At 44.9% G+C, this 21,569-nt stretch carries 13 protein-coding genes; 6 read left to right on the plus strand and 7 right to left on the minus strand.

Features of this window, described 5'->3' with window-relative positions:
• Nucleotides 1-12: 12 nt before the first annotated feature.
• The 6 genes from AC1DP6_RS00370 to AC1DP6_RS00395 form a co-directional block, all read right to left on the minus strand.
• Nucleotides 13-1,413: a SusD/RagB family nutrient-binding outer membrane lipoprotein gene (locus AC1DP6_RS00370; protein WP_477053102.1), complete on the minus strand. Its 1,401-nt coding sequence runs from the start codon at nt 1,411-1,413 to the stop codon at nt 13-15.
• A 21-nt stretch (nt 1,414-1,434) separates the two neighbouring features.
• Entirely contained in the window at nt 1,435-4,503 is a 3,069-nt protein-coding gene (locus tag AC1DP6_RS00375) for a SusC/RagA family TonB-linked outer membrane protein (protein ID WP_477053103.1), read from the minus strand.
• 593 nt (nt 4,504-5,096) lie between these two features.
• Nucleotides 5,097-5,831, minus strand: a complete 735-nt coding sequence (locus AC1DP6_RS00380; protein WP_477053104.1) for a GNAT family N-acetyltransferase — start codon at nt 5,829-5,831, stop codon at nt 5,097-5,099.
• Nucleotides 5,832-5,984: 153 nt separating this feature from the next.
• On the minus strand, nt 5,985-8,267 hold the full coding sequence (locus AC1DP6_RS00385; protein ID WP_477053105.1) for a GH92 family glycosyl hydrolase: 2,283 nt from the start codon (nt 8,265-8,267) through the stop codon (nt 5,985-5,987).
• Nucleotides 8,268-8,414: 147 nt separating this feature from the next.
• Nucleotides 8,415-10,709, minus strand: coding sequence for a GH92 family glycosyl hydrolase (locus AC1DP6_RS00390; RefSeq protein WP_477023322.1), 2,295 nt, complete (start codon nt 10,707-10,709; stop codon nt 8,415-8,417).
• Between the two features lie 266 nt (nt 10,710-10,975).
• Nucleotides 10,976-11,992: a LacI family DNA-binding transcriptional regulator gene (locus tag AC1DP6_RS00395; protein WP_477053106.1), complete on the minus strand. Its 1,017-nt coding sequence runs from the start codon at nt 11,990-11,992 to the stop codon at nt 10,976-10,978.
• 277 nt (nt 11,993-12,269) lie between these two features.
• On the opposite strand from AC1DP6_RS00395, the gene AC1DP6_RS00400 reads away from it, so the two are divergent.
• The 5 genes from AC1DP6_RS00400 (at nt 12,270) to AC1DP6_RS00420 (ending at nt 19,323) form a co-directional block, all read left to right on the plus strand.
• Entirely contained in the window at nt 12,270-13,343 is a 1,074-nt protein-coding gene (locus AC1DP6_RS00400) for a fatty acid desaturase family protein (RefSeq protein WP_477053107.1), read from the plus strand.
• A 327-nt stretch (nt 13,344-13,670) separates the two neighbouring features.
• On the plus strand, nt 13,671-14,933 hold the full coding sequence (gene fabF, locus AC1DP6_RS00405; RefSeq protein WP_441573279.1) for a beta-ketoacyl-ACP synthase II: 1,263 nt from the start codon (nt 13,671-13,673) through the stop codon (nt 14,931-14,933).
• Between the two features lie 218 nt (nt 14,934-15,151).
• On the plus strand, nt 15,152-18,031 hold the full coding sequence (uvrA, locus tag AC1DP6_RS00410) for an excinuclease ABC subunit UvrA (protein WP_477053108.1): 2,880 nt from the start codon (nt 15,152-15,154) through the stop codon (nt 18,029-18,031).
• 25 nt (nt 18,032-18,056) lie between these two features.
• Nucleotides 18,057-18,533, plus strand: a complete 477-nt coding sequence (locus tag AC1DP6_RS00415; protein ID WP_477053109.1) for a DUF6452 family protein — start codon at nt 18,057-18,059, stop codon at nt 18,531-18,533.
• A complete protein-coding gene (locus AC1DP6_RS00420) occupies nt 18,496-19,323 on the plus strand; it encodes a DUF6048 family protein (RefSeq protein ID WP_477053110.1) in 828 nt (275 codons plus the stop codon). The genes AC1DP6_RS00415 and AC1DP6_RS00420 overlap by 38 nt, the downstream gene beginning before the upstream one ends.
• A gap of 74 nt (nt 19,324-19,397) precedes the next feature.
• Here AC1DP6_RS00420 and AC1DP6_RS00425 read toward each other — a convergent pair whose 3' ends face one another.
• Nucleotides 19,398-19,841 carry a GNAT family N-acetyltransferase gene (locus tag AC1DP6_RS00425; protein ID WP_477053111.1) on the minus strand — a complete coding sequence of 148 codons (444 nt, stop codon included), beginning with the start codon at nt 19,839-19,841 and terminating at the stop codon, nt 19,398-19,400.
• A gap of 93 nt (nt 19,842-19,934) precedes the next feature.
• Between AC1DP6_RS00425 and AC1DP6_RS00430 the strand changes: the two genes are divergently transcribed.
• A complete protein-coding gene (locus AC1DP6_RS00430; RefSeq protein WP_477053112.1) occupies nt 19,935-21,425 on the plus strand; it encodes an ATP-binding cassette domain-containing protein in 1,491 nt (496 codons plus the stop codon).
• The last annotated feature ends 144 nt before the right edge of the window (nt 21,426-21,569 follow it).

Consider the following 21,569-nt stretch of genomic DNA (forward strand, 5'->3'; position numbering starts at 1 on the left):
TCCTTTTTTATTTTAATTCGCGTCCCACCACACACGGTCGCTCACCGTCACTTTCTGGTCTGGTTGCGGGTTAGTGAGCACCTCGTTGGCCGGGTAAGGCCATCTGCGCGGAATGCTTTTAACTATTTCATCCTGGTAAGGCTTCAGTTGTGGATAACCGGTGCGTCTCCAGTCGTTGTATGTTTCGGGAGATAGGAAACCTCCTACATACTTCTCAGTGATGATCTGCGCCAGTGCATTCGTGGCGGTCAATGCCGGCCTGGAAGCAATGTAAGTTTGCTGTGCCACAACAGGAACACCCAGCATCGTCATATGTGCAGTAATAGCAGCGGTGTATACCGGCGCAGCTGCCGCAGCGCCCTGCTTAATAAAGGTAGCTTCCGCTTTTATAAATAACGCTTCGCTGTAAGTAGACAAATAAAGACTGGCATCCTTACCGGCATAAAATTTATTTACCAGGGAAAAAGAATCCGGATCAGCAGCAGGCGTATCACCTACTCTTCTGCCTGCATAATTTCCCTTATTCCCTTTGGTTGCAAAGATGGCTAACCGTGGATCTTTTCTCGACACCAGCGAGTCTATAAAAGATTGTGCCATCACCACACCACCAGATGCATCTCCGGTATTCATGTACCAGGGATTTTCTGCCTGACCGGTGCCAGGATAGGATACCAACGCATTATCCTGGTTACTGCCAAATCCCTGTTGCAAAGCAAGCAAGGCGTTATCTGCCTGTTGCGCAGCCGTATGGCCGGGCGCTTTGCTCAAACGCAGGTAATACCGCGCTTTGAGGGTATAAACAAATTTCTTCCACAAGCCCATATCGCCTTTATAAATGTAATCATCATCACCGGGCAGTATTTTGGACGCAGGTTGCGCCATGTAATACAACGAGCTATCCAGCATCTGTTGAATGATAGTATAAATCGCCTCCTGTTTGTCGTAACCTGGTTGCATGACCGTCGGTATTTTGAACGCCTGTGAGTAAGGAATATTTCCCCACAGATCAGCCGCTATAGCCAGATTATAGGCAAACAATGCTTTACCAATCGCCGCATACTCGTGGTGCTTTTGTTGCTCTGCCTCATCAATCATCATATTCAGGTTCTGGAAAACATTGGGGTACAAATAAGAGCTCCAGGTGTTATTCGCATCTACCGGGGTAATGGTATACGACTCTATGCTGGGAGATGCCTGGTTAAGTGATAACTGCTGCATCCAGTAAGCGGTAACAGTTCCGTATAACCCGCCCACAACAGTGGTAGAAGTAGTAACTTCCACTGGTCCCAGTACCTGTGCTTCTTTTACTTTTAACGGATTATTAGGATCGGTATTTATATCCAGGAACTTTTTACAGCCGGCACCCAATAAGGTGCAACCGGCCACCAGGAAGATGATTAGTTTATTTTTCATGTCGTACTCTTTTGATGTTGTTTAAAACGTAACCTTTACTCCGGCAATAATGCTCCTGTTGGAAGGCACGGGAAAGTTGGAAAAACCTTGCCCGTTGCCACTTCCATTCAGGCTTACTTCAGGGTCAGAGCCGGTGTAGCTTTTATGCAGGATGAAATTGGTACCAGTAAGCGTGATAACGGCTGATTTAAAAAATGAATTTTTCAATACACTGGCGCCCAAATTATATCCCAGTGATACCTGCCGCAATTTCAGATAAGATCCATCTTCCACACTGTTTTCATCAGCGGCAGAATAGTAGGATTTATAATAGTTTTCATCTAATACAATTGCTTTGGTATTAGGTGCATTTGTTTTTTCATTGACGCCCTGGAGCACCACGGAAGTACCTCTGTTTTCTGTTGCCTTGGCAGTTCCATAGTAAAAGAGTGATCCGTTATCCAGGTTAATCACATCACCACCATGTTTATGATCCAACACAAAAGAGAACGTAAATCCTTTATACGTCAGATTACTGTTGATACCGCCAGTCCATTTGGGTGTGGAGTTACCAATAGGACCATAGTCCGTACTTACAATAGGATAACCATTGTCTGTCAACACCAGCTGATGCTGCTCATTACGTACATAGTGATCTCCATAAATAACACCATAAGGCTGATTGGCGTAAGCGAAAATACCCGGAGCCGTAAAACCTGCCAGTTGTATATAAGGGACACCATTCGCCAGGCTCAACACCTTATTATCGATTTTCGTATAGTTGACACCGATAGTCCAGTTCACATTTTTTGTCTTCACAGGAGTGAAGCCTAAGGTTACTTCAACGCCCTTATTAAGCATATCGCCGGCATTCAAAGAGGCCGCATTAAACCCGGTAGCAGCGGAGATAGGAGAACCAGGCGTTAACAAATCACTGCTGCGTTTATTGAACCAGGAAATTTCCAATGAACCTCTGTTCTTCAGGAATCTTGTTTCCAGTCCTATTTCAAATTCTTTCAGGGTTTCATTCTTTAATGGGAAACCATAAGTCGTAGTCAACTGATATCCATTTGCACCACGGAAAGGGAAGGCAATATTACCTATATTGGCCTGGTACCAGGGATTACTGAGAGAATAGGGAGCTACGTTATCATTACCTACTACAGAGTAAGACACCCGAATCTTACCAAAATTCAGTATCGGATTATCCTGCATATGCAATGCTTCTGTAAAGATAAAACCTGCACTGGCAGAGCCATAAGGATAAAACTGGTTATCCTTCGACAATACGGAACTACCATCATAACGGCCGGTGAGGGCTATCGTCAGCATACGTTTATATTCCAGGTTGGCTTGCCCGTAAAAGCCTACTTTCCGGCTTCTGTAATAACTATAATTAGAAGATACTTTGGAGAAGTTACCGATGTTATACAGCTTATCTACCGATATCCCTACTCCTTGTACAAAAGAATAATCATTGTAATTACTGAGGATATTATTTCCTACGAGTACACTTGTAAACCAGTCTTTGCCAAACTCTTTCCTGGCTTCCACCATCACATCATTATTGAATTGCTGGTACTTGATATTCCGCTGGTATAACTGACCTATCACGGGTGTAGGACCGGTATTGCCCCAGCCTATAGCACCAGGTGCTTCATGATAATCAGTAGAGTTTACATACATATCTGCGCCGGCCCGTTCCGTGATCGTTAGCCATGGAAGCGGATTGTAGCTCAATGTTACCACCGGGATAATGCGGTTATTTTTATCCTGCAAACCGGTGTTATCCAGGATCCAGTAAGGATTATTACGCGCTACACGGAACAGGCGCTGCGAACCATCTTCATTCACAGAAGGATGCGGGTCCCAGGAAACAGGCCCACCGTATACTGTCCATAATGGATTGACGAAGTTATTACCTTCCAGGTACCGATGATTATTTGACTGAACATAATTGAACTGAGCGCTGAGTTGCAGGTTGTTCAGCAACTTCACACCATAGCGGGTGAAAAAGGCATGCCTGGAATAATCCGTATTGGGAATAGTACCGGTTGTTTTCAGATAAGAATAAGAAACGAGGTAATTAGATTTATCTGAATAGCCACTAACATTCACGTTATTATCCGAGGTATGTCCTGTTTTAAAAAACTCTTTGGCAGGATTATGCTTCGGCACCGCCACACCATTTACTTTCAGGGTATCCATCAGCGGCCCCCAGGAAGAAGAACTGATACCGCCGTTATTACCATCTACATACACACCACCGGTGCCTTGTGCAAATTTATCCTGTAATTCAGGCAATATAGGGGTCTGAAAAGAATAGCTGCTGCTCACGGATACACTTGGTGCGCCTTTGCTTCCCGCACCTGTACCATTTTTAGTAGTAATGATTACCGCACCCCTTGCGGCGGAAGAACCATAAAGTGCTGTAGCTGCGGCACCTTTCAGCACCGTAATGCTTTCAATAATGTTGGGATCTATATCACTCGCCCTGTTGGCCGTACCACCTGAATACTCCGGCCTGTTGGGATTACCGGCTTCATTGTTATCCATTGGAATACCATCTACTACAAACAATGCCTGGTTATTACCTACCAGGGAAGTATTACCGCGGATCACAATCCTGGCAGAACTACCCGGAATACCACTGGAATTAGTGATTTGTACACCGGCTACCTTTCCTGCAATAGCGTTAACAAGGTTATCCTGCTTGGCTTCTATCAGGGTAGCGCCTTTTACTTCCTGCACACTATAAGTGAGCATTCTTTTATCACGCTTAATACCCAGTGCGGTTACTACTACTTCATTAATTTCCTTGGAATTTTCTGTCATAGATATCATCAGCGGAGCAGTGGTGCTCGCCTTTATGGTTACCGTAGTGAATCCTATGGCGGTAATCAACAGGAGGTCGCCATCTTTTGCATCTATTTTAAAGCTCCCATCTGCCGCTGCTGCTACACCAGTGTTGCGGCCTTGTACATGAATAGACGCGCCAGGTATGGCCGCCCCTTCTTTAGTCAACACCTTCCCGGAAACGACCGGTGATTGGGCGTAGGCAAAAGCTACCGCTAACAGCAGCCATGCTGCCATTGCAATTGTTTTTTTCATAAGAGATAAATTGTTGAGATTAAACAGCCGGCATCACGCTTGCAAACGCAGGCCAGCCAGCGTTGTAAGCAACGCGGAAAAATGATTAATGAATAATAGTAAAGATTTTGTGACCGGTATTTAAGATTTTGTGACTGGTGATTTTTATTTGCCTAAAGGCAGTTTCATAACATGTGCTATTGGCCGATTCGTTCTGCATACCAATATGCATCCTCCTTTCAACTGAAATAAGACGTATAAATTACATTTGATATAAAAGTAAAATTAGGTCACATTCACCGATGTGGTCACACCAGAATTAACCAATTTTGTGCAGATATTAACTTCGGGTAAAAAAGTAAACAGGAAGATAATTTCGTCAATACAGGTATTTACAGAAGCCTTATCCCATATATCCAAACAGGAATTAAATGTCCAACAGACACTAATATTAAAGATAACAGGCCCTCATTAAACACAGTAAATCCGGGGTGAAAAAATGGGAGGTGACGTAATAGCGCCTGCTTTCCGGTGGGTTAAAATCCGTTCATATTGCCAATTTATTGCGGAGTTGTTTAGGTCAGCTATGTTTGCCAACACAGCTGACCATATACTCACGAAAGCAAGGTGTAATTTTTAATCAGGAACTGATCTTCAAAACCCATTTTCAGGTAAATACCTACACCCATCTTAGACGCCTGCAAAGTGGCGTAAGTCGCACTTAAATCAATAGATTGGTTTAAGACAAACTCCATGATCTCATTGGCAAAACCTTTCTTTCGCATATCAGGTATTACCCCTACACCGTGAATACCTGCAATGCCATTTGTACAATGCAATATCGCGGTACCTATAGGCTGATCCTGGTAATAAGCCAGGTAAAACCTGACATCATTGTACAGCTTCTTTAATATGGCTGCGCTGATCCTGTATCCGAAAGACTGCGGATATAACATCGCCCATATCTCCGCCTGCGTATCGTTAGTCACCTGCACATAAGACAGATTACGTGCCCCCGCAAACGGCCGGTCCAGTTTTAAAGACATACCTGCCTGCTCAAATGCTTTCACCCCACCCTTGGCAGCAATATACTCATCGGCGTTACTGTTATAGATATCCCAGTATGGAATAGTCATTTTCCCGGCAGGAAGTATTTCCAGCGCAGCATCCAACACCTCCGGCGTTACATCTTCTTTAAACCACAACCGGTTGGGCCAGTCAGAATCTTCGATCCTGCAATAATTAAATGCAGGTGTTTCTACATAAGCATTAAAAGGGATACCTGCTGTTTTCCACAGGGAAGTGAGATTGTCTAAATTCGTTTTTATAATATCGAAGGGTTGTTTCATATTATTTGCTATTAGATAATAGCCGCAAGATATAGCATATCTCATTTCAAATAATAACACCCGCTTACACTAGCTGTTAAACAGCTCCTTTACCCACAAAAAAACAGGCTGCCCCTGGAATACAGCGGCAGCCTGTTCATCATTAAATGATCTTTATTTCTTTGGCTTGGCACCCATATAAAACGTAATGGTCCCACCATTCATGATATCTGCATGTGTAATATACAAACGATTCAACGGTGCACCGTTCAGTAACACCTTCTGCACATACACGTTTTTATCACTTTGATTTTTCACATCTACCACAAATGATTTACCATTTTCCAGTTGCAAAGTAGCCTTGTCTATCGCCGGACTTCCCAGTGAATACTGATCAGAACCCGGGCACACAGGGTAGAAGCCCAGTGTAGTGAAAATGTACCAGGCACTCATTTGTCCGCAGTCATCATTACCACCTAGGCCATCAGGTCCGGGATGGTACATTTTTTTCAGGATCATACGTACACGTTCCTGCGTTTTCCACGGATAGCCGGTCCAGTTATACAGGTAGGCCACGTGGTGTGAAGGCTCGTTACCATGTACGTAATTTCCAATGATACCATCGCGGGTAATATCTTCCGTTTCTGCAAAATATTTATCAGGCAGCTCCATGGTGAACAGGGAATCCAGGTGAGCAGTAAACTGCTTCTTTCCTCCCATCATGGCAATCATTTCATTGGGATCATGTGGTACATACAAACTGTAGTTCCAGGCATTGCCTTCAATAAAGCCCTGGTCGTGCGTTTGCAGCGCATCGAAGCTGGCTTTGAAGGTACCATCATTCAGTTTGGGCCGCATAAATCCGGTATTGCTATCATATACGTTCTTATAATTCACAGAGCGCTTAATGAATTCTTCATAAATATCTGTTCTGCCTAATTTCTTCGCTACCTGTGCAATACACCAGTCGTCATACGCATACTCCAGTACTTTGGAAACAGAAGATCCGTTTTTATCCTCTGGTATATAACCCCGGTCTATATAATACTCCAGGCCGTCATAAGTACGGTGACGGGCAGTGGTAACGCAGGCATCCAGTGCCTTGTTTACATCGAAAGACGCATTGCCTTTCATGACGGCATCAGCAATAACGGATACACTGTGATAGCCGATCATGCACCAGTTTTCATTGGCATAATGCGCCCAAACAGGCAGCATATGCTGGGCACTTTGTTCATAGTGGTTCAGCATAGACTGGATCATATCGGCATTGCGCTGCGGCTGAATCATGTTAAACAGCGGGTGCAGTGCACGATAGGTATCCCACAAAGAAAAAGTAGTATAGTTCGTATAACCGTTAGCGGTATGAATGTTCATATCCAGTCCTCGGTATTGCCCATCCACATCCATATAGGTAGTAGGATTAATGAACGCATGATACATCGCTGTATAGAAGTTTTCCTTTTCTTCTCTGCTGCCGGACTCAATATGTATTTTATTCAGCTCTTTTGTCCACAGTGCCTGTCCATCGCGCTTCACCTGTTCAAAGTCCCAACCCGGAATTTCTGCACGCAGATTTTTCAGGGCGCCTTCGGTGCTGACAGGCGACAATGCCATTTTTATTTTGATCTTCTCGCCGGGTGCTGTTTTAAAATCGAAATAGGCGCGGATCTGTCTGCCGGCCATTTCAGGGAAGTTCTTTGTCTGGTCAAACTTTCTCCAGAAGCCTTTGTACACGTCTTTGGCATTATTTTGCTGTCCGTACGCTACAAACGGTTTGGAGAAGGTCATGGCAAAATATTCTATTCTCGTACGTGCCCAACCGTTAGTTTGGCGGAAACCGGTAATAAGGGTATCATTCTCCACCCTTATAAAGGTCCACACGTTCTTATTGTCATAGTTGTAAATGCCGGACATCATATCCAGGATGATATGTGCCTGATCTGTACCGGGGAAAGTATACTGGTGAAATCCAACACGATTACTGGCAGTGAGTTCCGCCAGGATGTTATCATCTTCCAGCTTTACTTTATAGTAAGCGGGTTCTGCTACCTCTGTACTATGGGAAAAGGAAGAACGATAGCCACTTTCCGGGTGATCTGCTGTCCCGGGGTTCAGCTGTAGTTTACCAACAGTGGGCATAATTAAAAAGTCACCCAGGTCAGAGTGGCCGGTACCACTGAAATGCGTATGACTGAAACCTACAATGGTTTTATCTTCATACTGATAACCCGCACAATACTTATATACGTCGGGGTTATACTTCCCATTCATTTCGTAGGGGATGGTATCTGTTTCTGGGCTGAGTTGCACCATCCCGAAAGGCACCGTAGCCCCGGGATAGGTGTGTCCCATTCTTTGTGTGCCGGTAATCGGCTTCACATATTGGATAACGTTCTCCTGTGCCATTACTGACAGAGAAGAAAAGAGGATAATGGGTAATAGAAATTTTCTCATGCCGGTCGATTTTAGTGTTTAGCTGTAGGTGTTAGCCATCCGCTGCATTTCCTAAAAGCCAACAGCTAACCCCAAAAGCTAAAAGAAGTACATCCCGAAGAGTCGGGACGAAATATTTCAGTGAACAATGAAAAATCGTTTACAGGTCTACTTATTCGCTGTTGGCGAGTAAGAGTATGGAAAAGCAGCAGGACTGGTACCTCTTGATTTCTCAGGAGTGGCACCCATTCTGAATTCCAGGGTGCCGCCTTTTTGCAGGTCCTGGTGACTGATCCAGTTTTTGGAATAAGGCTGTCCGTTTAAAGACGCACTTTGAACGTACAGGTTCGTATCACTGTTGCCTGGTGCGTTGATCACCATTTTCTTACCGTCTTCCAATGTCATTGTCAGTTTGGAAAACAGGGGCGTACCCAGTACATACTGTTGTGTACCCGGGCACACAGGATAGAATCCCATCGCTGAAAATACGTACCAGGCACTGGTTTGACCGTTATCTTCATCGCCACAATATCCATCCGGAGTGGCTTTGTACAAACGGCTCATTACCTGGCGCACCCAGTATTGTGTTTTCCATGGCTGACCTGCATAGTTATATAAATAAATCATGTGTTGAATGGGCTGGTTGCCATGTGCATACTGGCCCATGTTCATGATCTGCATTTCGCGTATTTCGTGGATAACGGTTCCATAGTAGCTTTCATCAAATACAGGTGGCATGTTGAAAACAGAATCCAGCATTTGAGAAAACATTTGTTGTCCACCCATCAGTTTAGCAAGGCCCTGCACATCATGGAATACGGACCAGGTATAGTGCCAGCTGTTTCCTTCAGTGAAAGCATCGCCCCATTTGAATGGATTAAAGGGTACCTGGAATTTACCATCCTTGTTTTTGCCGCGCATCAGTTTTGTTTCCGGATCAAAGAGATTACGGTAGTTCTGGGAGCGTTTCTCAAAGAGGTCTATTTCGCTTTTAGGACGGTTCAGTGCTTTTGCCAGTTGGAAAATGGTGAAGTCGTCATATGCGTATTCTAGTGTACGTGCCGCATTTTCATTTACGTTTACATCGTAAGGCACATACCCCAGGGAGTTATAGTATTTCACACCCAGTCTGCCTACAGAGCTGAGCGGACCTTCGTTTTCTGTATTTTTCAATATCGCTTTGTACAGGTTATTGATATCATACCCACGAATCCCTTTCAGATAGGCATCAGCGATAAGGGAAGCAGAATTGGACCCCACCATACAGTCGCGGTGACCGGGGCTGGCCCACTCAGGTAACCATCCGCTTTCATTGTAAGCGTTGGATAATCCTTCCATGATATGTGAACTCAGCGTAGGGTACATCAGGGTGAAGAAAGGATGTACTGCGCGGAAAGTATCCCAGAATCCGTTGTCAGTAAACATGTAGCCGGGTAATACCTGGCCGTTGAACGGGCTATAGTGTACGATTTCGTTCTTCGCATTGATTTCATAAAACTTGCGTGGGAACAGCATGGTACGATACAGGGAGGAGTAGAAGGTACTTACCTGTTCGCTGGATCCGCCTTCTACAGACAGTCTGCCGAGTTCCTTGTTCCAGATATCTTTTGCTTTTTTGCAGGTGGCATCGAAGCTATCGCCGCCAATTTCGCGCTGCAGGTTTAATTCTGCCTGTTCAAAGCTGATAAAGGAAGAAGCAGTTTTGATCCCTATCTTTTCTCCCTTCTTTGTTTTGAAACCTACCACAGCACCGGTATGATCTGCCTGTAATTCCAACTGACCTTTCACCAGTACGGAGTCGTGCCAGGTGTTAGTGGCGGTAAACGGCTTATCAAAAGTGATGATGAAATAGTTCTTAAAATTGGAAGGAACGCCTCCACTGTTTTTAGTGGTATAGCCAATGATCTTCCGTTGTTCCGGTAATATCTTAATATAAGACCCGTGATCAAATGCATCTACAATGATAAACGCGCTGTCGGTAGCCGGATACGTAAAACGCAGCTGGGCAGCTCTTTCTGTAGGGGTGATTTCTGTAGTTACATCCGGATCAGCGAGGTATACGCTGTAATAATAAGGTCTGGCCACTTCCGATTTATGGGAAAACCAGCTGGCACGTGCATGCTGGTCAAACTTAATGGCTCCCGTCACCGGCATAATGGCAAACTGTCCATAATCATTTATCCACGGAGAGGGTTGGTGTGTTTGTTTGAATCCCCTGATCTTATCAGCGGTATATTGATAAGCCCAGCCATTCCCCATGGTATTGGTTTGCGGCATCCAGAAATTCATTCCCCAGGGCAGGGCAATAGCAGGATAAGTATTACCATTTGATAAGCTCACCTTGGAATCGGAGCCCATCAGGGTGTTTACCCATTCCGCCGGTTCAGCTACTTTATTTACTGTTTGGCTATACGCACCGTGCAGACATAATAAAGCGGCTGCTAACAGTCCAACTTTTTTCATGATTAGATATTATAAACAACAAAAATGATCCTTTCGCTAATTAACAAGCAAAGCTTGCGTAAGTTAACGTGAAATTTTAACAAAATCGATTTAGCATAGGTATAGAAAAAAAAGATTCCACGAATCCTTTTTCCTCGTCACTCGAAAGCCGGTACTAAAAGTATAAATATTTTTCCAGCATTTGCAAGTATTTAACGCTTTTTTCTCAAGACAAGACTGGGAAGGGCAGGTACCCTGGCAGCTACATGGATACCTGCCCGGCGCCATCAGGCCGAGCCCCTCAAAATGAATTTCCCCGGCAATTCTATGGCGGTTTTCTTCAACGGACCGCTGTTTTTGTCCAACTGGTGCATCAGCAGGTCTATGGCTGTTTTGGCAATTCCCTCAATGGGCTGTTCGATCACGGAAATTCCCGGTGGATACAAACGGAAGATGTCATGATCATCAAAACAGAGCACGGAAATATCATCCGGCATCTTCAATCCCATGCGGGCAATGACCTCCAGCCCCAGGATACCCAGATAGTTGGTAGAGAAAAAGATAGCATCCAGCTCAGGATTGGCTTCCATAAAGTCCTGCAGCTCCTTCAGCGAATCTTCCCGCTGCTTGTGATACTGCAGTTGCAGGATGTATTTTTTCCTGACGGGTATCTTATGTTCTTTGAGCGCGGTCACATAGCCGCGTAAACGTTCTTCTATCTGTATCAGCTTTACATCTACCATTACAAAGGCTATTTTGGTAAATCCTTTGCTGATCAGGTGTTTCATGCCCTGTTGTACCCCGTCAAAATTATTTATCAGTACATACGGCGTTTTGATAGACGGGAAGTAGCTATCCATTAGCACTACCGGCTTATGCTGCTGTACCAGGTGCTGTATTTCCTTTTCCATACCGGGAGCAGGGGTGATCAGGTAACCGTCTACCATTTGCCGACCCAGCATGCGGATCAGCTCTCCGCCTTTCTGGGCGTTATTTTCGGTACTACAGTATACTACATTATAGCCCCTCCGCTCTGCTTCGGTTTCAATGGTTTTAGCCAAACTGGCAAAAAAGCTTCCGGAGATGCTTTCTACAATCAGTCCCAGCGTTTTGGATTGCCCGGTGCGAAGATTCACCGCCATACGGTGGGGTTCATAACCCGACTTCTCCGCCACCTGCATAATCCTGGTGGCCACCTCATCGCGGATACGCATTTGTTTCCCCTTTCCGTTCAGTACGAACGAAACAGTGGAAGGCGCCACTCCGGCCATTTTTGCAACATCTTTAAGGGTTAATCTCTTCATGTATAGTGATTGGTTTTGGTATATATATGAAATGGATATTACAGGAACATCTCTCATCACCCGACAGTTATAATATTCGAGGTATTCCTCCATCTGATAGATACACACTGAAACGGAAATTACAAAAATACCCGTAATTACTACCAGGGAAGAAAAAAATGGTTATCTTTCGGTTAACCCGCATGGAATAATATATCTCCCTGGGGCACGTTATAGTAATTCACCGGCTCCTTTTTTGCCAACATTATTACAACTGTAGTAAACACAATAAGTGCGTATGAAGTCTCTTTCACAACTAACAGATCCAGTTTACGTAAAGCCTAACCATGAAACTTCACTTGATCGTCTTTTTAAAAGCTGGATCAGAGATGAACGCGATCTTCCTTTCGTATACCTGACCTTTAAAATCACCCTGACGCTCTGGCCACTGGCTATCATCATGTATATACCAGGTATGAATAACTGGATATGGTGGACTGCTGCCATAGCCTATCAGTTTCTCAACAACCTTACTTTCAAAGGTCCCTTTGGGCTCATGCTGCATTGCACCAGCCACCGGGTATTCTTTATAAAAAAATACCAGTTCTGGAATAATTACCTGCCCTGGTTTATTGGCCCCCTGTTCGGACAAACACCCGAAGGCTACTATTCCCATCATATCGGCATGCACCATCCGGAAAATAATATGCCGGACGATGACAGCTGTACCATGATGTATCAACGCGACTCGCTCCGTAGTTTCCTTTTATACCTGTTTAACTTTGTAACACAGGGCGTGTATGATACCGCCCGTTATCACCTGCAGAGAAAAAGAACAAAGCTGATGGTGAAACTGGTAAGGGGAGAAGTGCTTTTTATTGCCGCCTGCGTAGGATTATCCTTTATTAATTTCCCTGCCACTTTTGTGGTATTTATATTACCCTTCCTTATTTCCCGTGTTATCATGATGGTGGGCAACTGGGCCCAGCACGCTTTTGTTGATGCAGAAGATCCGGAAAACTCCTATAAAAACAGTATTACCTGTATCAATACAAAATATAACCACAAGTGCTGGAACGATGGCTATCATATCAGTCATCACGTAAAACCCAGCATGCACTGGACAGAACATCCTGTATATTTCACCAAAACACTGGATGAATATATCACCAACGATGCCATCGTATTCGACAGCATTCACTTTCTCCATGTATGGGCTTACCTGATGGGCAAACGCTATGATCTGCTGGCAAAACACTTTGTGAACATCGGAGGACGCTTCCAGACGGATGCGGAAATTATCTCCTTCTTAAAACAACGTACCCGCAAAATTACCACGCTGCCGGAACCGGTGGTCGTAGCAGCCGCTTAATAAAGAATTACGAATTAAAATTACGAATGACGGATTTGTGGATAGATGATAGCAGATGATCAACATTTGCCTTATCTATCCACAAATCCGTCATTCGTAATTTCCACCTTACAATTCTCTTGCAGAAAGACATTTTAATTAAATAAATGTCTCCAAATTAGTAAGAGAACTGTCAGATCCGGTCTATCCAAACGCACAAACCCTTACCCACACTTCATTTCAACGCAAGATCATAAAAGTTATATTATATTATCTTAATGAATATGCTTAATCATAACAATAAGTAACTAAATTTGCGCTCTAACTTTTTTTATTAAAGTAAAAAATATGCGTACTGTTACACTGAAAAGGGTTGTGGTTACCGGCTTGGGAGCATTAACACCTATCGGGAATGATGTAAATACTTTTTGGAACAATATGAAGGCAGGCGTTAGTGGCGCCGGCCCCATCACTAAATTTGACACCACAGAGTTTAAGACAAAATTCGCCTGTGAAGTGAAAGGATTTGAGGTGGAAAAATATATGGAAAAGAAGGAAGCCCGCAAAATGGATTGTTTCACTCAGTACGCTATGGCGGCTGCGCAGGAAGCGGTACAGGATGCTGGTCTTGACAATGCAGAAATTGACAAAACTAAAATAGGTGTGATCTGGGCTTCCGGTAATGGAGGCATGCTCACGTTCGAAGAACAGATCGTTGAATTTACTCAGGCTAACTTTGTACCTAAGTTCAACCCTTTCTTTATACCTAAATTAATATGTGACATTGCAGCTGGTCAGATAGCCATGAAATACGGTTTCATGGGTGTTAACTTCTGTACTGTTTCCGCCTGTGCCTCTTCTACAAGTGCACTGGTAGATGCTTTCAATTACATTCGTCTCGGTAAAGCCAATGCTATTGTAGCAGGTGGTTCTGAAGCTCCGGTTACCCGTGCAGGTATTGCTGGCTTCAATGCCCTCAAAGCATTGTCTACCCGCAACCAGGATCCCACCCACGCATCCCGTCCGTTTGACATTGAACGCGATGGTTTCGTAATGGGCGAAGGTGCTGGTGCCATCATCCTGGAAGAATATGAACACGCTATTGCCAGAGGTGCTACCATCTATGGCGAAATGATTGGCGGCGCTATGACCTGCGATGCTTACCACCTCACTGCTACCCATCCGGAAGGAATGGGCGCGCGCTTAGGTATGGAACAGGCACTGGAAGATGCTGAAATAGCGACTACAGATGTAGACTATATCAACTCCCACACTACTTCTACTCCCGTAGGTGATCTCAGTGAACTGAAAGCAATCGTAACCGCTTTCGGTGACCATGCACCAAAACTCAATATCAGTGCTACCAAATCCATGACAGGTCACCTGCTTGGAGCTGCCGGCGCTATTGAAGCCATTGCCTGCATCAAAGCCACCCAGGAAGATATCATTCCTCCTACCATCAACACCTCCATACTGGGCGAAGGTATCCCTACCAATCTGAACCTGACCCTCGGTACAGCACAGAAACGTGTGGTAAATGTTGCCATGAGCAACACTTTCGGTTTTGGTGGACATAATGCGATCGTAGTATTCAAAAAATATAAAGCTTAATAATAAATGGTAATACCGGGGACTTTGTCTTTCCCCGGATGAAAAGGATTACCTGATTATTTTTTAAGATTTAAAAAAAAGAGGAGCGAAGATTGAAGCACTTAACCTGCTTTGATCTTCGCTAATTTTTTTAGCTAAAAAAGCGGAATAAGGGCTATCCCTTTCATCCGGAGAAAGACAAAATTCGCAATTATGGCGTAGCTTAGTAGTTTAATATTATGGCAAAGAAAAAAGAGAATGTACCCGCTACTTCCGTTGCGCAAGCCCCGGCAGATGAACAAATAGCCATCTTTGGCGCACGGGAGCATAACCTGAAAAACCTGGACCTGGAGTTGCCCAAAAATAAACTGGTAGTCATCACCGGCATCAGCGGCAGTGGGAAATCATCCCTGGCATTTGATACCATTTATGCAGAAGGACAACGCCGTTACATGGAAAGCTTTTCTGCTTATGCCCGTCAGTTTATTGGCGATATGGAAAGGCCCGATGTGGATAAAATCACCGGTCTTTCACCCGTTATTTCTATAGAACAGAAAACTACCAATAAAAACCCGCGATCTACGGTTGGTACCATTACGGAGATCTATGACTTCCTTCGCCTGTTATATGCACGCGCCGGCACAGCCTACTCCTATAATACCAATAAACCCATGACGCGCTTCTCCGAAGAAGAAATACTGGCGCATCTTTTCAAAAACTATAAAAATAAAAAACTGGCCGTCCTCGCCCCACTCGTGCGCGGACGTAAAGGCCATTACCGGGAACTGTTTGAACAGGTACGCAAACAAGGCTACCTCAAAGTGCGCATAGACGGAGAAATACAGGATCTGAAGGAAAGAATGCAGGTGGATCGTTACAAAATCCACGACATTGAACTGGTAATAGACCGTATACAAGTGCAGGAAGATGCCCGCACCCGCATTAGTCAGAGTGTACAAAAAGCACTCACCATGGGTAAAGGACTCCTGTTTATCATGGACCACGATACCAATAAGGTAAGCCAGTACAGTAAACAACTGATGTGTGAAGACACCGGCCTTTCCTACGAAGAGCCCAGCCCCAACACCTTCTCCTTTAACTCACCCTATGGTGCCTGCCCGCGCTGTAAAGGTCTTGGTACCATTTACCAGATCAATATGGACGAAATCATTCCTGATTACAGCATATCCATTACAGACGGTGGCCTCAAACCACTGGGGGAGGCCCGCGACACCTTTACCTTTAAACAGGTACAGCAACTCGCAAAAAAATATAAGTTCTCCTTAACCGCTCCTATTTCCGCTATCCCGCAGAAGGCCCTCAACGTATTGTTGTTTGGCGATGAAAACGGTAAGCTGGAAGTAGACATGGCCTACGATGAAGGCAGCGGCAATACTGAATATGCTACTGAATACGAAGGAGTAGTGAATATGGTACGCCGTTATTTTAACGATACCTCTTCCGATCACGTACGCAGCTGGGCGGAAGGCTTTATGCAACTGAGCACCTGTCCGGAATGTAACGGTGCCCGCCTCAAAAAGGAAAGCCTGTTCTTTAAGATCGATGAAAAAAATATCTCCGAACTTGGTAACATGGACCTCGATAAGCTCCTGGCCTGGTTTGGTAATATCGAAGACCGCCTCGAGAAAAAACAGAATGCCATCGCCAAAGATATCCTGAAAGAAATCCGCGAACGACTGGGATTCCTGCTCAACGTAGGGCTTAATTATCTTACACTGAACCGGCCTACCCGTAGTTTGAGTGGTGGCGAATCCCAACGCATACGACTCGCCACACAGATCGGATCTCAACTGATGGGGATCACCTACATACTGGATGAACCCAGTATAGGACTGCATCAGCGCGATAATATGCAGCTGATAGATGCCCTCCGCAACCTGAAAGAAATGGGTAACACCGTGATTGTAGTGGAGCATGATAAAGATATCATGCTACATGCCGATCACCTGGTAGATATTGGCCCCGGCGCTGGTATCCACGGCGGACAAATCATTGCACAAGGTACGCCCGCAGCCATACTTAAACTCAATACACCTACCGCCGGATACCTGAATGGCAAAACAGCCTCGGAAATACCCGCCCAGCGCCGTAAAGGCAATGGCAACTCCCTGGAACTGAAAGGTGCTACCGGCAATAACCTGAAGAATGTAAACCTGAAACTGCCACTAGGCACTTTCATTTGTGTAACCGGCGTTTCCGGCAGCGGTAAATCTACCCTGATCAACGAAACCCTGTATCCCATTCTTTCCAAACATGCCTACGACTCCAAGATGGTGCCGATGCCTTATAAGAGCATCAAAGGATTGGAGTTTATAGATAAAGTAATAGAAATAGATCAGTCGCCCATTGGTCGTACACCACGCAGCAACCCGGCCACCTACTGTGGCTTTTTCACTGATATCAGAACCCTGTTTGCCTCCGTACCGGAAGCCAAAATCAGGGGATATAATGCCGGCCGCTTTTCGTTCAACGTAAAAACCGGTCGCTGTGATGTTTGTGAAGGCGGTGGTATGCGCGTAATAGAAATGAACTTCCTCCCGGATGTATATGTGCACTGCGAAAAATGTAACGGTCGCCGGTATAACCGCGAAACACTGGAAATACGCTACAAAGGCAAGTCCATTTCTGATGTGCTGGATATGACCGTGGATGAAGCCGTGGAGTTTTTCCAGCCAGTACCATGGATCTACCGTAAAATAAAAACCCTGCAGGACGTAGGACTTGGCTATATCACACTCGGTCAATCGGCGGTAACCCTCTCCGGAGGCGAAGCCCAAAGGGTAAAACTGGCAACAGAACTTTCCAAGAAAGATACCGGCAAAACCATTTACATCCTCGATGAACCTACTACAGGTCTGCATTTCCAGGATATACAACTACTCCTGAAAGTGCTGTATAAACTGGTAGATCGCGGTAATACCGTACTGGTCATAGAACACAACCTGGATGTAATTAAAATGGCAGACTATGTGGTAGACCTGGGGCCGGAAGGTGGCGGAGGTGGCGGTACCATTTTATGTACCGGTACACCGGAACAGGTAAGTACCTGCAAAGAGAGCCATACCGCCCGATTCCTCAAAAAGGAGCTGGGAATTTAATATCTTGCCAACTTGTAAGCAATCAATGAAAAGCATTTACCAGATATTACTCACCTGTTTCATTTTCGCCGGCATCGTTGCCTGCGAAAATGAAACAAAAGTATGCGATCAAACCTTGCGTAACGATCTGCATACCCATTTTAAGCGCGACAGTCTCAATATTTTCCGGGATACCGTTATGCCTAAAGTAACGGCGTACGCACTTGGCAGGGATACCATCTATAGAAGTCAGCCACTATCGGATATGTTCTTTCAGTTGTCTCCGGTAGCCGACAGTGCCCGGTTTTATGTGAAAGTAGATTCTGCGGCCGTAGCAGATACCATCACGTTCCGGTATTCCCGCGTGAAACATTTTATATCTCCCGGCTGTGGATTTGGTACCTACTTTAACCTGGATACTGTAATCACTACCATGCATACCATCGATTCACTTTCGATTAATAATAAGTCCGTAACCAGCAGCAATGACACGCATCTTTTTTTATATTTCTTTGTTAATTAGTATCCTGCTCTCCGCTGCTGCTATGGCCCAAAACAAGCCGGCAGCTGCGAAACCGGATAGCTTACACAAAACAATCAAAGCAGATACCACCCATAAAATGGTGGCAGATACTGCTAAGAAATTAATTGTCCCCCATATAGACAGCTCCTGGTATATTCCCGGCGGCATTCGGGTAGGCCTGGACCTCAGCCGGATCGTTTCCGCCATCTATTATCCATATAGAAAAGAAGTCACCGTAGTAGCAGATGCCCGTATCAACAGCAATCTGTATGCAGCCTTCGAAGGCGGATTTGCCAGCACACCATATAGCGATACCAGTTACACCTATAAAGGCAGCGGCGTATTTGTAACACTGGGCGTAGACTATAACTTCCTGAAAAGACAATACCCCTCCGAGAAAAATATGTTCTATACCGGGATCCGTTATGGATTCTCCCATTTCAGCTATGAGGTACCATCCTACAGCATCAAGAATACCTACTGGGGAGATCATCTCACCGGCAGTCTTCCTAAAACAAATGTAAATGCACATTGGATAGAACTTGTGGTAGGCCTGAAAGCAGAAATTTTCAAGAATTTCTTTATGGGCTGGAATTTACGGGAACGTATCCTGATCAACAATGTAAAAACTGCTGAGATGACCCCACTGGTCATCCCCGGTTTTGGCAACGGCTCCAAAGGAGCAGTGTTTGATGTACAATACACTGTTTCCTATGTCATTCCTTTTTATCGCTTAAAGGAACATACACCTAAGGTGGAAGTGAAGCAGAAAAAAATACCTAAACGATAAAAGGAGTTTGTCTTACTCAGGATGATGCTGATTTTGATAATGATCAGCCTAACCCTGAGTAAGCTACATGCGCATTATAAACGCAACATTTCAATGTGAGGAATTCCATCCTCCAGGTAAGTATCACTGGTTTGTTCAAAACCCAATGAAGTATAAAAACGCTGTAAATATTGCTGAGCGCCTATTTTGATAGGTATTTTGCCATAATGTTGCTGCAGCTCCAGTATAGAACGCTCCATCAGCTCCCTGCCAACCCCTGTCCCCCTGGCCAAAGGAGAAGTAACCACCCTGCCAATAGATGCCTCCGTATACTTAATACCAGGCGCAAAAATACGGGTATAAGCCAGCAGCTGACCACTATCATCTGTGCCCATTAAATGCAATGCTTTCTGATCCGAATTGTCCAGATCCTGATATGCACAATTTTGCTCTATGATAAATACCTCGCTTCTCAAACGCAGGATGGCATAGAGTTCTGCTACCGTAAGTTCCTCAAAGGATTTTATCTTCCAAATCATACCCTCTTATTTGCCATAAATTTACTGGATGCTTTCAATAATACTGCTAATTTTATCCCTGACAGATGAATATTTAGCCCAATCGTCCAAATTATGACAGATAAGCAAACACCGTTCCTCTCCATGGAACATATTACCATAAGGTATCTCGACAAAACATTATTTGATACCCTTAGCTGGCAGATTAATAAAGGGGAACAATGGGCGATTACCGGCCCCAGTGGCTCAGGTAAAACCGCCCTGCTGAATACCCTACTCGGCAAATTCAATATCATTAATGGAAGCATCCATTACCATTTTTATGACGAGTATTGCAGCCGGCATACCATCACCGATCCATGGTTTAACTATCGCAACCTCATAGCCATGGTAGGACATCATCATACCTTCAGGAACCTTTCCAATACCACTACCGACTTCTATTATCAGCAACGCTTCAACAGCATGGATGCCGATAATTCCCCCACCGTGATGGAATACCTGGAAATCACAGCCGTACCTGCACTTGTGCAACCTCTTCGTATTACCCCCCTGTTGGAAAAACGCCTCATCAAATTATCCAATGGCGAAACCCGCCGGGTAATGATTGCACGCGCCCTCCTCCAGCAACCACAACTGCTCATACTGGATAACCCCTATATAGGACTGGATGTACAGGCCCGTAAAGATTTCAGCCATATGATCAATGAAATCATTGCCGGCGGCACCACCGTATTGCTGGCCACCGCTCCCAATGAAATACCTGATCATATTACACATGTGCTGACCTTAGAAAATGCTGTTATAACAGGGAAGTATACACGTAGCGAATTTATGGGGCTCCCCTTGCCAGCTCCGATGGATATTTCCCTGCCGGAAATGGAAACAGAGAAAATAGCGGCGCTGGTGCAAAACAGCCAGAGTAGCCAGTTCGACACCATCGTTCGCATGGAAGATATCCATATTAAATATGGCGAAAACACCATTCTAAACGGCATCAACTGGACGGTAAAGCCGAACGACAAGTGGGCGTTGCTGGGGCCTAACGGCGCCGGAAAATCTACTCTACTCAGCCTGGTAAACGGCGACAACCCACAAGCTTATGCCAACAAGCTATGGCTCTTCGACCGCAAACGCGGCACCGGAGAAAGCATCTGGGATATCAAGAAAAAAATAGGCTTCATATCACCCGAACTACATCAGTATTTCACCTCCCGTGACAACTGCCTGCAGGTAGTATGCTCCGGCTTCTCCGATGTAATAGGTAGCACCAAACCGGCTACCCCGGCGCAGCAACAGATCGCCCGCGACTGGATGAGTGTACTCAATATTTCCGCACACGAAAACAACCCGTTCAAACAGGTATCAGAAAGCGCACAACGCCTTACCCTGCTGGCCCGGGCCCTGGTGAAAAATCCCCCCCTGCTGATTTTTGATGAACCCTGCCAGGGACTGGACGCACAACAAAAGCTACATTTCAAAAAAGTAATAGAACAACTCTGTGCACATATGCCTGTTACCCTCATCTTTGTAACACACTATGAAGATGAACTCCCTGATTGCGTGGATAAATTCATACGCCTGAATAAAGGCGAAATGGTATAGCCGATTTTATCTTACTCACGATGACACTGATTCTGAAGATTTCGCCTTTGATTTCAAAATCAAAAAATAGAAATCATTGTAATCAGTGTCATCGTGAGTAAGACAAAATCCCCATAAAACCCCCAATTCAATAAATTTCCCGAC

Source organism: Chitinophaga sp. 01L420 (assembly GCF_056399985.1).

Bases quoted from the DNA above. Each gene is read 5' to 3' on its own strand.
- AC1DP6_RS00430 (WP_477053112.1), top strand. From the start codon at position 19,935: ATGACAGATAAGCAAACACCGTTCCTCTCCATGGAACATATTACCATA.
- AC1DP6_RS00415 (WP_477053109.1), top strand. From the start codon at position 18,057: ATGAAAAGCATTTACCAGATATTACTCACCTGTTTCATTTTCGCCGGC.
- AC1DP6_RS00390 (WP_477023322.1), bottom strand. From the start codon at position 10,709: ATGAAAAAAGTTGGACTGTTAGCAGCCGCTTTATTATGTCTGCACGGT.
- AC1DP6_RS00400 (WP_477053107.1), top strand. From the start codon at position 12,270: ATGAAGTCTCTTTCACAACTAACAGATCCAGTTTACGTAAAGCCTAAC.
- AC1DP6_RS00420 (WP_477053110.1), top strand. From the start codon at position 18,496: ATGACACGCATCTTTTTTTATATTTCTTTGTTAATTAGTATCCTGCTC.
- AC1DP6_RS00385 (WP_477053105.1), bottom strand. From the start codon at position 8,267: ATGAGAAAATTTCTATTACCCATTATCCTCTTTTCTTCTCTGTCAGTA.
- AC1DP6_RS00395 (WP_477053106.1), bottom strand. From the start codon at position 11,992: ATGAAGAGATTAACCCTTAAAGATGTTGCAAAAATGGCCGGAGTGGCG.
- AC1DP6_RS00380 (WP_477053104.1), bottom strand. From the start codon at position 5,831: ATGAAACAACCCTTCGATATTATAAAAACGAATTTAGACAATCTCACT.
- fabF (WP_441573279.1), top strand. From the start codon at position 13,671: ATGCGTACTGTTACACTGAAAAGGGTTGTGGTTACCGGCTTGGGAGCA.
- AC1DP6_RS00425 (WP_477053111.1), bottom strand. From the start codon at position 19,841: ATGATTTGGAAGATAAAATCCTTTGAGGAACTTACGGTAGCAGAACTC.
- AC1DP6_RS00375 (WP_477053103.1), bottom strand. From the start codon at position 4,503: ATGAAAAAAACAATTGCAATGGCAGCATGGCTGCTGTTAGCGGTAGCT.
- uvrA (WP_477053108.1), top strand. From the start codon at position 15,152: ATGGCAAAGAAAAAAGAGAATGTACCCGCTACTTCCGTTGCGCAAGCC.
- AC1DP6_RS00370 (WP_477053102.1), bottom strand. From the start codon at position 1,413: ATGAAAAATAAACTAATCATCTTCCTGGTGGCCGGTTGCACCTTATTG.